Below are 11868 nucleotides of genomic sequence, written 5' to 3'. Positions count from 1 at the left end.
CACTGCCGCTGGGATGCGCACTGGCGCATTGTAATGACGGTGGAGAGAGCGGGCGTCATAACTCCGCTCTCGTGCCCCGGACGCAGCGCAGCGCTCTTGCGGTGCGCTGCAGAGCCGGGGCCCATGTCGCTGCGCCCTACCGTGCCGCCCCTGGGTCCCGGCTCTGCGCGGCAGCGCGCTATGCGCGTTGCCGCTTGTCCGGGACACGAGAGCCTTCCCGCGGTGCCCCTCAAACCCGATACCACGCCGCCAGATTCCACGTGATGGTGTCCCAGCCGGAGATGTCGATCATGAGGTTGTTGGCGCCGGCGTTGACGATGGGGCGTGAGAGCAGCGGCAGGAACACGTGGGCTTCGCAGAAGATCTCGTCGACCTTCATCAGCAGCGCGGCGCGCTTGACCGGGTCGAGCTCGTTCTGCGCGGCCTTGTAGGCCTCGTCGGCTTCGGGATCGGAATAGCGCGAGTTGTTGCGGCCCAGCCATTTGTTGTCCTTGGTGGCGATCTCCCAGGACACGCACTGGTTCAGCAGGCGCTCCGGGTCGGGCTGCGGCTGCGTGGTGTTGTACATCTCCATGTCGGCATAGAATTTGGAGTAGGTGTCGGGATTGCCGACGTCGGAGGAGAAGAACACCGATGCGGTGACCGACTTGAGCTCGATGTCGATGCCGGCCTTCTGGCAGGCCTGCTTGATGATGGCCTGCGTCTTCTGGCGCGGCGCGTTGATCGAGGTCTGGAAGACGTATTTGAGCTTCTTGCCGTCCTTCTCGCGGATGCCGTCCGCGCCCTTCTTCCAGCCGGCCTCGTCGAGGATCTTGTTCGCCTTGTCGACGTCGAACTCGTATTTGAGCTTGGGCGATTTGAACTGCTTGGGCGCGTTGACGAAGCTCGCGGTGGCGATGCCGCCGCGGCCGTAGATGAATTTCTGGATCGAGTCGCGGTCGATCAGGAGGTTGATCGCCCGGCGCACCGCGGGATCGGACAGCGTCGGGTGCTTGGACTTGACGCTGGAGCGCTCGCCGTCGATCTCGGTCCACGGGTCCGTCGTGTTGAGGATGATGAACTCGACATTGCCGGACGGCGTGATGTCGAGCTTGCCCTTGCCGCCCGCCTCCATGCGCTTGAGCACCTCCTCCTCCACCTGCATGTTCCAGGCAAAGTCGTATTCGCCGGTCTGCAGCACGGTGCGCGCCGCGGACACCGCATCGCCGCCGCCCTTGATCTCGAGCGTGTCGAAATGCGGCTGGTTCTTGATGTGATAGTCGGGATTGCGTTCGGCGCGGATCAAATCGCCCGGCTTGAACTCGACGAATTTGTACGGGCCGGTGCCGACCGGTTTCAGATTGGCCGGTGCCTCGCGCGACTTGGCGCCGGCATAGTCGCCGAAATGATGCTTTGGCAGGATCAAGCCGACCGAGCCGACGAAGGGATCGGCCCAGAACGGCGTCGGCGCCCTGAAGATCACCTTGACGGTGTGGTCGTCGATCTTCTCGACCTTGATGTCCTTGTAGGATCCCGTGGTGTAGGCCGCAGTGGCGAGATCGGCGGCGTATTGCCAGGTGAAGATGACGTCGTCGGCGGTGAAGGGCTGGCCGTCATGCCATTTGACGCCCTGCTTCAGCTTCCAGACCACGCTCATGCCGTCGGCGGCAAGGCTGCCGTTCGCCTTGGTCGGGACCTCGGCCGCGAGGCACGGGATGAGGTTGCCCTCCTTGTCCCAGCCGGCGAGCGGCTCGAAGAACACGCGCGAGGCCATCTGGTCCTTGGTGCCGAGCGCGAAATGCGGATTGAGCAGGGTCGGCGCCTGCCAGAACAGCAGCTTGAGCGGGCCGCCGCCGCCGGCCTTGGTCGGCTTGTAAGGCAAGGTGGCATCCGCCATCGCCACGTCGTGCCAGAGCAGGATCTGGCTCGCGATGGGCGCTGCGATTCCGACCGCGGCCACCTTCTGGATGAACGAGCGTCGGGACAGCGTGCCTTGCTTCACCTCCGCGACCAGACCCCGGATTTCGTTCTCGTTCATCAGATGACCCTCCACCGCGAAGACAAATCGTCGCCGGCGGCCATCATGTTGCATCATGCACGAGGCGGCAATGCCGGCGTGACTGCCGGGCCATGCGACGAAATGACGATGGGGAACGCCCTTGCGGGCCACGGCCCGGACCACCGCCCGGGAGCGGCGTGGGTGGTCATGGCGAAACTCCGGCGCTGTTTGCGCGTTCGTTCCCCACATCGGATCGAACGGAGAAGCGTTGTCCGTGCTAGGCGGCAAATATGGTTTTCCATTTCATTGATTTCATCCGGCGGAGAAGCGAATACGGTTCCAATCATTCTCGCCGTGCCATGGAGACCAAGATGTCGTTTCGCTTCCCCCTGATGCTCGCAACCGCGCTCGCCGCCTGGTCGGCAGCAGCCACCGCCGAGACCATCAAGATCGGCGTGACGCCGGGCCCGCATGCGCAGATCCTGGAGGCGGTGAAGCCGATCGCCGCCAAGCAGGGTCTCGACATCCAGCTGCTCGAATTCTCCGACTATGTCGTGCCGAACGCCGCGCTCGATGCCGGCGAGATCCAGGCCAATTCGTTCCAGAACCAGCCTTATCTCGACAACCAGAAAGCCGACCGCGGCTACAAGATCGAGGCCGTCGGCCTGACCGTGAATTTCCCGATCGGCGTCTATTCGAAGAAGCACAAGGCCATCGCCGATATCCCCGAGGGCGGCAAGGTCTCGATCCCGAACGATCCGACCAATGGTGGCCGCGTGCTGCTGTTGCTGCGCGACAAGGGCCTGATCAAGCTGAAGGACGGCACCGGCTTCAAGCCGACGGTGCTCGACATCACCGAGAACCCGAAGAAGCTGAAATTCATCGAGGTCGACGCGGCGCAGGCGCCGCGCGCGCTCGACGATGTCGACGCCGCCGCGATCAACACCAATTATGCAACCCAGGCGGGCCTCGATCCGGTCAAGGATCCGATCCTGCGCGAGGACCCGAAGGGCCCCTATGTCAACTTGATCGCCGTGCGCACCGCCGACAAGGACAAGCCCTGGGTCAAGATCCTCGTCGACAGCTACCACACGCCGGAGGTCAAGGAGTTCGTCCTGACCAAGTTCAAGGGCGCGGTGCTGCCGAGCTGGTAGGCAATCTGCACAGCTCCAGCGCAGGGGCGATCCCGGCGGGCAGCGTTACGTACGAGCCTTTGCGTATGAGCCCTGCGCAATGCCCGCTTGTCTGGAGCAGCAGTAACCGACATCATCGGCAGCCTGGTCATCCCAGTCCGACAGGGGTCGCATGAAACGCTTTGCAAATCTGAAACGCCTGGGATTTTTCACGCGGCTTTTGGACGAGGCCCCGCCCGCCGAGCGCTATCGCTTCGCGGCCGAGCAGATCGTGCGCGCCGAAAAGGCGGGCCTCGATTCCGCGTGGATCGCGCAGCATCATTTCCACGAGCGCGAAGGCGGCCTGCCGTCGCCCTTCACCTTTCTCGGCTACATCGCAGCGCAGACCTCGCGCATCCGCCTCGGCACCGGCATCGTCACGCTGCCGCTGGAGAATGCGGTGCGGGTGGCGGAGGACGCCGCGGTGCTCGATCTGATCTGCAACGGCCGCTTCGAGCTCGGCGTCGGCACCGGCGGCAATCCGTCGGCCTTTGCCGCCTTCGGCCTCGACAGCGCTCAGCGCAACGAGATCTTCGCCCGCAATCTGGAGGTCGTCCGCACCGCCCTGGTCGGCAAGCCGCTCGAGGGTGGCGACACGATCTACCCGCAACGGCCGCAGTTGGACAAGCGGATCTGGCAGGCCACGTTCTCGGTCGCGGGCGGTGCCCGCGCCGGCAAGGCCGGTGATGGCCTGTTGCTGTCGCGCACGCAGCCGCGGACCAAGGAGGCGCCGAAGGCGACGCTGGCCGAGATCCAGAATCCGGTGATCGATGCCTATCTGGAAGCGCTGCCCAAGGGGGCCGAGCCCCGCATCATGGCCTCGCGCAGCGTGTTCGTCGCCGACGATCATCGCGAGGCGTTGCGGCTTGCAGACATTGGCTTGCGGCGTGCGCTGCCGCAGTTTCTCAAGGGCGGCCACGCCAAGCCGGGCGAGACGCTGGAGGAGATGATCACGGCGTTCGACACCCATGTCGGCGGCGCCGACGAGGTCATCGCCTCGCTGCGCACCGATGCCACACTGGAGCGGGTGACCGATCTCGTGTTCCAGGTGCATTCGGTCGATGCCCCGCATCCCCACGTCCTGCGCTCGATCGATCTCGTCGCGGAGAAGGTCGCACCCGCGCTGGGCTGGACCCGGACGGCGCCCGATGTGGCGCTGGCGGGCTGATTGGACATGAAGAGCATCGCGTTGCACGAGGCCGAATGATGACTACGCAGGATATCATCGACACACTCGCCGGGATCCAGCCGGGCTCGGCGCTGGACGCCATCCGCGCCCGCCGCCTGCAGGCGCGCGAGAACGCGCAGAAGAGCTATCTCTCGCTGTTCGAGCCGATCGACGCGGGCGATGTCTCGCTGGCCGAGCGCGCGGCCGTCGCCGCCTTCGTGACCGGGCTCCATGGCGAGTCGCCCGTTGCCACCTTCTATCGCGACAAGCTTGCCGCAAACGCGGACGGTGCGCGCCTGCTGGAGGCGATCGACGCCGAGATCGCGCGGGGCAGAACCTCGGGTCCCTATGGCTCGTATCCCGCCGGCCCACTGTCGATCGAGAACACGGCCGGCCTGATCTATCGCGTGAGCCCCGCGAGCAAGCCGGCGCTTGGTGCGAAGCTCGCAGCAGCGCTCGAGCATGCGCACCTCCTGGTGTTCCGGCCCCGCGATGCCGCAGCCGCCGACATGAAGGCGCTGCTTGACGCCGGCTGGTCGACCACCGGCATCGTCACCTTCTCCCAACTCGTCGCGTTCCTGTCGTTCCAGGTGCGGGTCGTCAGCGGCTTGCGCACGCTCGCCGCGGCGAACGCATAAGAGGAGACCGCAATCATGAGCGCCGCCGTCAACCCGCCCGTCGTCTTCACCCAGGACGAGCTCGGTTGGGTCTCCTGGATCGATCCGCTGCCCGAGGCCGAGCTGACCGAGCGGCATTACTCGGGCCTCGTCGATCGCTCGCGCGCCAAGTCGGAATATTTCCGCCTGCTGGTGCGCGATCCCGAAGTGCTGGAAGCCCGCACCAAGACCGACAAGGACATCTTCTACAACGTCGCCGACGGCTTGCCGCGCGCCGAGCGCGAGCTCGCGGCGGCCGCGACCTCGCGCTACAACGGCTGCATCTATTGCGCCTCCGTGCATGCGCGCTTCGCCAGCACCTATTCCAAGCGCCGCGACGACGTGCAGCGCCTGCTCGACGAGGGCATCAAGGCCGACCTCGGCGAGCGCTGGAATGCCGTGGTCAAGGCCTCGGTGGCGCTGGCCGCGACGCCGATCGCGTTCGGGCCCGACAATATCGCAGAGCTGCGCCGCGCCGGTCTCGACGATGCCGAGATCGTCGACGTCATCAACGGCGCCTCGTTCTTCAACTGGGCGAACCGGCTGATGCTGTCGCTCGGCGAGCCCTCGAAATAGCCAATCTCGGCGGCACAAGAATTGCTGCTTGTTTCAACATTGAGTGGATGGAGCCGTGCATGAGCAACATCGATCGTCGTAGCCTGGTGAAGGGGTCTCTCGCCGCCATGATGGCGGGAGCGGCCGTCTCGCGCGGCGCCTTCGCGCAATCGTCCGAACCGATCCTGCTCGGCGTCAGCGGCCCCCTGACCGGACCGAACGCGCAATATGGCACGCAGTGGAAGCAGGGTTTTGATCTCGCGCTCGACGAGATCATGGCGGCCGGCGGCATCAACGGGCGCAAGCTCGCTTATCAGTTCGAGGACAGCCAGAGCGATCCGCGCCAGTCGGTGGCGATCGCCCAGAAGTTCGTCTCCGATCCCCGGATCGTCATGGAGCTCGGCGACTTCTCCAGCCCGGCCTCGATGGCGGCCTCGCCGATCTATCAGCGCGGCGGCCTCGTGCAATTCGGCTTCACCAACTCGCACCCCGATTTCACCAAGGGCGGCGACTTCATGTGGAGCACCTCGGTCAGCCAGGCCGACGAGCAGCCGCTGCTGGCGGCTTATGCGGTGAAGCGTCTCGGCCTCAAGAAGCTCGCGGTGCTGCACCTCAACACCGATTGGGGCCGCACCAGCCGCGACTATTTCGTCAAGGCGGCGAAGGAATACGGCGCCGAGGTCGCGGTGACCGAGGGCTACATCGCGGAGGAGCGCGACTTCCGCTCCACCCTGGTGCGCGTGCGCGACGCCAGCCCGGACGGGTTGATCCTGATCTCCTATTATTCCGACGGTGCGCTGATCGCCCGTCAGGCGCGGCAGGTCGGCCTGAAGCAGGTGATCTGCGCCGCGAGCTCGGTCTACTCGCCGAAGTTTCTGGAGCTCGGCGGCGAGGCGGTCGAGGATGTCCATCTCGGCACGCGCTATTTCCCCGAGGATCCCAGGCCCGAGGTGAAGAAATTCATCTCGGGCTTCAAGGCGAAGTACGGCGGGCAGGAGCCGGACGCCTTCAACGCTTATTCCTATGATGCGATGAACATGGCGGCCGCCGTGGTCAAGATCGGCGGCACCGACCGCCGTGCGGTCCGCGATGCCTTCACGAAAGTGAAGGACGTCTCCAGCGTCATCTTCGGTTCCGCGACGTTCGACGTCGAGAGCCGCCGCGTCAAGGGCGCCATGAACGCCGAACTCGTCGTGCGCAAAGGGCAGTTCGCGCTCTGGGACGGCAAGCCGACCTGACCTGATGGCCGGGGCATTCGCTTCTGCCGCTTCTCTCTCTCCTTGGGGCCATCGCGTGTCTTCCTGGCTCGACTACACGATCAACGGGCTGATCGTCGGCAATGTCTATGCCCTCGTTGCGGTCGGGCTTGCGCTGATCTTCGGCGTCAGCCGGCTGATCAACTTCGCGCAGGGCTCGATCTATCTGGTCGGCGCCTATATCGGCTGGGTCGCGGTGGTGCAGCTGCATACGCCGCTGCCGCTCACCATCATCGTGGTCGCGGTCGCTGCCGCGCTGGTCGGGCTGGTGATCGAGCGGTTCGGTCTGCGTCCGCTGCAGAACTCGGTGCGCATCGCGCCGCTGCTCGCCACGATCGGCATCAGCTTCGTGCTCGATCAGCTGGTGATGCTGACCTTCTCGCCCAATCCGCGCGCGCTGCCGAGCCAGTTGCCGGACGTGCGCTTTCAGGTCGGCGGCGGCACCATCGGCCCACTTGATCTGCTGATCGCCGGCGTCGGCCTCACCAGCGCGCTGCTGCTGTTCGTGTTCCTGCGCTACTCCAAGCTCGGCTGGGCGGTACGCGCCACTGCGCAGGACCGCGACGCTGCAATGCAGATGGGCGTCGACGTCAACCGCGTCAATCAGGCGGTGTTCGGCATTGCCGCCGCGCTCGGCGGCGTCTCCGGCATGTTGGTCGGCATGTACTATAACCAGATCGACACCGCGATGAGCCTGCAGGCGACGCTCAAGGGCGTCGTCGCCGAAGTGGTCGGCGGCGCCGGCAATGTGCCCGGCGCCGTCATCGGCAGCCTGCTGCTCGGACTGGTGGAGAGCTACGGCGTCGCCGTGTTCGGCACCAGCTACCGCAATCTGTTCGCCTTCCTGCTTCTCGTCGTCGTGCTCGTGCTGCGGCCGAACGGCCTGTTCGCCAGCGCGCGGCAAGCGCCGCCCGAGCCGCTCACCGGCACCTTCATCGCGCCGAGCCGCCCGGTGCGCATTCCGCGCTGGGCGCTGCTGGCTGCAGCCGCGATCTTCGCGGTCCTGCCGTTCTTCCCGGTGTCGTTCTACGTGCTGCAGACCCTGATCAACGCCTGGCTGCTCGGCATGCTCGCACTCAGCCTGACGCTGGTTGCGGGCACGATCGGCCAGGTCTCGCTCGGCCATGCCGCACTGCTTGCGATCGGCGCCTACACCTCCGCGCTGCTGTCGCTGACCCTCTCCGTACCGGTGGGCCTCTCGATTATCGGCGGCGGCCTGATGTGCGCCGCGCTCGGCACCGCGCTGATCTCGCCGTCGTTCCGGCTGCGCGGGCATTACGTGTCGATCGCGACGCTCGCCATCGGCGAGATCGTGTCGCTGGTGATCCTGAATTGGGAAAGCGTCACACGCGGCCCGATCGGCATCTCCGGCATCCCGCCGCTGTCGCTGTTCGGCTACGATTTGATCAGCCCGACCTCGATCTACTGGTTCAGCTTCACAGTGATGGTCGTGCTGGCGCTGCTGCAGGGGCGCTTGCTCACCTCGCATCTCGGCCGCAGCTTTCGCGCCATCCGCGACGACGACATCGCAGCGCGCGCCTATGGCCTCAGTCTCAACCGCTACAAGTCGCTGGCCTTCATCTTCGGCGGCTTCGCCGCCGGCGTCAGCGGCGGCATCGCGGCACACCTCTACTCCTACATCAACCATGAGACCTTCAATACGCAGCAATCGATCCTGGCGCTGACCGTGGTCATCCTCGGCGGCCTCGGCAATGTCGTCGGCGCGATTCTCGGAGCGGTCGCGCTGGTCGGCCTGCCCGAGGTCTTTCGGATCGCGGCGGAGTATCGCATCCTGATCTACGGCATCGTGCTGTTGCTGCTCGTGCGGTTCAGGCCGCAGGGCCTGTTGGGGACGCTGTGATGGCACAGCTCAATTCCATGCTGTCCCTGCGCGGGCTGACGCGGCGCTTCGGCGGCCTCACCGCGGTCGACGCGATCGATCTCGATCTCGCCAAAGGTGAGCTTGTCAGCATCATCGGCCCGAACGGGGCCGGCAAGACGACTCTGTTCAACCTCGTGACCGGGCTGGACCGGCCCGACGCGGGTACAGTTCACTTCGAAGGCCAGGACATCACCGGCCTGTCGCCGGAGCGGCTCGCAGGCGAGGGCATCGCGCGCACGTTCCAGCTCGGCCGCGTCTTCGGCAATCTCAGCGTCATGGACAACGTCCTGATCGGCGCGCACACGCGGCTGCGCGCGGTGAAGCCGGCGGTGCCGGTGATCGGTCCGCTGCTGGAATTGGGGTTGGCGCTGCTGCGGCCCGCCAGCGTCAAGGCGGAAGAAGAGCGGCTGCGCGAGGAGGTGAAGGCCATCCTCGCCCGCTTCGGCGAGCGGCTGCTGCCGCGGATCGACCAGCCGGCCTATAGCCTGTCCTACGCCAATCGCCGCCGCGTCGAGATCGCGCGCGCGCTCGCGCTCAAGCCGCGGCTGTTGCTGCTCGACGAGCCCACCGCCGGCATGAACCCGACCGAGACCGCGGAGATGCAGGCGCTGGTCGCCGAGCTCAAGGCGGAGGGGCTGACCATCCTCCTGATCGAGCACAAGCTGGAGATGGTGATGCGCCTGTCCGATCGTGTCATCGTCATGGACGAGGGTAAGAAGATCGCGGAAGGGCCGGGCGACGCGGTGCGGAGCGATCCCAAGGTGATCGAGGCCTATCTTGGCCACGGGCTATCAGGGGCGTCGGAGCAGGAGAGCGCAGCATGACGACGAGCGCACCCGAACCGCTGCTGGCGCTGTCCAATGTCAACACCTTCTACGGCCAGGCCCAGGTGCATTTCGATCTGTCGATCACAGTCGCGCGCGGCCACATCGTCTGCCTGCTCGGCGGCAACGCCAGCGGCAAGTCGACGACGATGAAGATCATCTTGGGCCTTGTGAAGCCGCGCTCGGGCGATGTCACGTTCGACGGCGCCTCGCTGATCGGGCTGACCACGCCACAGATTGTCCGCCGCGGCATCGCCTCGGTGCCGGAGGCGCGGCGGCTGTTCGCGGACATGAGCGTGCGCGAGAACATCCTGATGGGCGCCTTCGTGCGCAACGACCGTGACGCGGTGGCGCAGGATCTCGACAGGATGCTGACGCTGTTCCCGAAGCTCGGCCAGCGGCTGTCGCAGCGCGCGGGCTCGCTCTCCGGCGGCGAGCAGCAGATGGTCGCGATGGCGCGCGCGCTGATGAGCCGTCCCAGGATGATCGTGATGGACGAACCGACCATGGGCCTGTCGCCGCTCTATGTGGACCGCGTGCTGGAGCTGATCCGGACCATCAATCAGGAGGGCGTCTCGGTGTTCATGGTCGAGCAGAACGCCAGCCTCGCGCTGGAGATCGCACACGAAGCCTATGTGCTGCAGACCGGCAAGATCGTGCTTTCAGGCCGGGCGCGGGCGCTGAAGGACGACCCGCGCATCCGCGACGCCTATCTCGGCGGCTCCGAGGCTGCCTGACGCAATGCGCTGACCTCTCCACGTCATGGCCGGGCTTGACCCGGCATCCACGTCTTGCCTCCAGGCACGAAGAACGTGGATGCCCGGGACAAGCCCGGGCATGACGACCTCCATCCCGCTTCAAGCCGAAGCCGCGCTCGCGACCGGCTCCGCCGGCAGATCATCGCCATTGGGATCGCCGGGCGCCGTGGCCCAGGCCAGCTCCACCAGCGTCACGATCCTGCGTCCACCGCCGTCGAGCTGGACGACGATCAGGCCCTGTTCCTCCATGTAGCCGAGCAGCCGCTGCGCCCGGCGCAGCGAGTGCGAGCCATAGGCCCGCGCGATCGCGGCGTCGCCGGGGCATGGCCAGCCTTCCTTCGCCGCGCGCGCGATCATCATGAATACGCCCTGCATGTCGTCCGGCAAAATGGATGCGCGCAGCGATACGTCCTGCCAGGCGTCGTCTTCGGCATGCTCGGCGCCGAGCCCCGCGCGTGCGCGCGTCAGCATGCGGCGGAATTCGGTAAGGTCAGGGACGGCCGAGCCCAGTCCCTCGATCCGGCAGCGGACCACGAACTCCTGATAGAGCACGCCGACGGCGCGGAAGCCGGCGTCGGGCGCGGCGAGCACGGCACGCAGCGTGCGATCGACGCGTTCACGCCGCTCGGCGAGCTCCTCGGCGCTGACCGGCACCTCGTCCACTTCCGGCTGGATCACCGGCGCGGCGGCCTTCGCGGCGCGGAGCTGCTCGAGCAGATCCGGCGCCGGTCGTCGTTGCGGCCGGCTGGCATCGGGCGGCGGCGCGGCCAGGATCATGGCGCGCATATCTTCCGTGGCCGCCTCCGGTAGCGGCATCAGCCGCGGCGTGGAATTGCGCGGCTGGGTGTCGGTCGGCCCGATATGCAAACGCAGGGGCCGGCGCGACAGCGCAGGTCCCAGCGCCATGAACTGTCCACGCTCGAGATCGCGGAAGGATTCCGCCTGCCGCCGCTCCATGCCGAGCAGATCGGCGGCGCGCGCCATGTCGATGTCGAGGAAGGTGCGGCCCATCAGGAAATTCGAGGCTTCCGCCGCGACGTTCTTGGCGAGCTTCGCCAGGCGCTGGGTCGCGATGATGCCGGCCAGCCCACGCTTGCGGCCGCGGCACATCAGATTGGTCATGGCGCCGAGCGAGAGTTTGCGCGCCTCGTCCGAGACCTCGCCGGCCACGGCCGGCGCGAACAGCTGCGCCTCGTCGACGACCACCAACATTGGATACCAATGGTCGCGGTCGACGTCGAACATCCCGCCCAGAAACGCCGCGGCGCGGCGCATCTGGTTCTCGGCGTCCAGACCTTCGAGATTGAGCACGGTGGAGACGCGGTGCAGCCGCGCGCGCTCGCCGGCGACCTGAAGGCCGCGCTCGGTGTGATCCTCGGCCTCGATCACGAGATGGCCGAAACGCTCGGCCAGCGTGACGAAATCGCCTTCGGGATCGATGATGGCCTGCTGTACCCAGGGCGCGCTCTGTTCCAAGAGCCGCCGCAGCAGATGCGATTTGCCGGAGCCCGAATTGCCCTGCACCAGGAGGCGGGTCGCCAAGAGTTCCTCGAGGTCCATGGCGGCCGCGGCGCCCGCCGTGGTCTGCCCCATCTCGATTGCAACCGTCATGCCCGACT

General features: G+C 66.4%; 10 protein-coding genes. 8 read left to right on the top strand and 2 right to left on the bottom strand.

Going from position 1 to position 11868, the window contains the following annotated elements:
* Positions 1-229: 229 nt before the first annotated feature.
* Positions 230-2017 (bottom strand): peptide ABC transporter substrate-binding protein, encoded by a 1788-nt coding sequence (locus tag XH81_RS34110; protein WP_028144344.1) that lies wholly within the window; start codon positions 2015-2017, stop codon positions 230-232.
* A 320-nt stretch (positions 2018-2337) separates the two neighbouring features.
* Here XH81_RS34110 and XH81_RS34105 point away from each other — a divergent pair, with 320 nt between their 5' ends.
* The 8 genes from XH81_RS34105 to XH81_RS34070 all read left to right on the top strand — a co-directional run bounded on the left by XH81_RS34105 (position 2338) and on the right by XH81_RS34070 (position 10228).
* Positions 2338-3132, top strand: coding sequence for a MetQ/NlpA family ABC transporter substrate-binding protein (locus XH81_RS34105; RefSeq protein ID WP_028144345.1), 795 nt, complete (start codon positions 2338-2340; stop codon positions 3130-3132).
* A 151-nt stretch (positions 3133-3283) separates the two neighbouring features.
* Complete coding sequence (locus XH81_RS34100; protein WP_028144346.1) at positions 3284-4318, top strand: putative FMN-dependent luciferase-like monooxygenase; 1035 nt, start codon at positions 3284-3286, stop codon at positions 4316-4318.
* Between the two features lie 35 nt (positions 4319-4353).
* Positions 4354-4956, top strand: a complete 603-nt coding sequence (locus XH81_RS34095; protein ID WP_085967831.1) for a CMD domain protein — start codon at positions 4354-4356, stop codon at positions 4954-4956.
* 15 nt (positions 4957-4971) lie between these two features.
* Entirely contained in the window at positions 4972-5550 is a 579-nt protein-coding gene (locus XH81_RS34090) for an alkylhydroperoxidase domain protein (RefSeq protein WP_028144348.1), read from the top strand.
* Between the two features lie 59 nt (positions 5551-5609).
* A complete protein-coding gene (locus XH81_RS34085) occupies positions 5610-6767 on the top strand; it encodes an ABC transporter substrate-binding protein (protein WP_028144349.1) in 1158 nt (385 codons plus the stop codon).
* Positions 6768-6822: 55 nt separating this feature from the next.
* Positions 6823-8646 carry an ABC transporter permease gene (locus XH81_RS34080; RefSeq protein ID WP_028144350.1) on the top strand — a complete coding sequence of 608 codons (1824 nt, stop codon included), beginning with the start codon at positions 6823-6825 and terminating at the stop codon, positions 8644-8646.
* Positions 8646-9491, top strand: coding sequence for an ABC transporter ATP-binding protein (locus XH81_RS34075; protein WP_028144351.1), 846 nt, complete (start codon positions 8646-8648; stop codon positions 9489-9491). Before XH81_RS34080 ends, XH81_RS34075 begins: the two co-directional genes overlap by 1 nt.
* Positions 9488-10228 carry an ABC transporter ATP-binding protein gene (locus XH81_RS34070; RefSeq protein WP_028144352.1) on the top strand — a complete coding sequence of 247 codons (741 nt, stop codon included), beginning with the start codon at positions 9488-9490 and terminating at the stop codon, positions 10226-10228. The genes XH81_RS34075 and XH81_RS34070 overlap by 4 nt, the downstream gene beginning before the upstream one ends.
* Positions 10229-10348: 120 nt before the next feature.
* Here XH81_RS34070 and XH81_RS34065 read toward each other — a convergent pair whose 3' ends face one another.
* Positions 10349-11860 carry an ATP-binding protein gene (locus XH81_RS34065; protein ID WP_028144353.1) on the bottom strand — a complete coding sequence of 504 codons (1512 nt, stop codon included), beginning with the start codon at positions 11858-11860 and terminating at the stop codon, positions 10349-10351.
* Positions 11861-11868: the final 8 nt, after the last annotated feature.

This window comes from Bradyrhizobium sp. CCBAU 25360 (assembly GCF_028128695.1).
Taxonomy (GTDB): Bacteria; Pseudomonadota; Alphaproteobacteria; order Rhizobiales; family Xanthobacteraceae; genus Bradyrhizobium; species Bradyrhizobium ottawaense.
The sequence above is the reverse complement of the archived record's forward strand: the minus strand, read 5'-3'. Positions and strand labels throughout refer to the sequence as shown.

Coding starts and splice junctions, on each gene's coding strand:
- XH81_RS34085 (WP_028144349.1), top strand. CDS start 5,610: ATGAGCAACATCGATCGTCGTAGCCTGGTGAAGGGGTCTCTCGCCGCC.
- XH81_RS34110 (WP_028144344.1), bottom strand. CDS start 2,017: ATGAACGAGAACGAAATCCGGGGTCTGGTCGCGGAGGTGAAGCAAGGC.
- XH81_RS34100 (WP_028144346.1), top strand. CDS start 3,284: ATGAAACGCTTTGCAAATCTGAAACGCCTGGGATTTTTCACGCGGCTT.
- XH81_RS34070 (WP_028144352.1), top strand. CDS start 9,488: ATGACGACGAGCGCACCCGAACCGCTGCTGGCGCTGTCCAATGTCAAC.
- XH81_RS34065 (WP_028144353.1), bottom strand. CDS start 11,860: ATGACGGTTGCAATCGAGATGGGGCAGACCACGGCGGGCGCCGCGGCC.
- XH81_RS34095 (WP_085967831.1), top strand. CDS start 4,354: ATGATGACTACGCAGGATATCATCGACACACTCGCCGGGATCCAGCCG.
- XH81_RS34105 (WP_028144345.1), top strand. CDS start 2,338: ATGGAGACCAAGATGTCGTTTCGCTTCCCCCTGATGCTCGCAACCGCG.
- XH81_RS34090 (WP_028144348.1), top strand. CDS start 4,972: ATGAGCGCCGCCGTCAACCCGCCCGTCGTCTTCACCCAGGACGAGCTC.
- XH81_RS34075 (WP_028144351.1), top strand. CDS start 8,646: ATGGCACAGCTCAATTCCATGCTGTCCCTGCGCGGGCTGACGCGGCGC.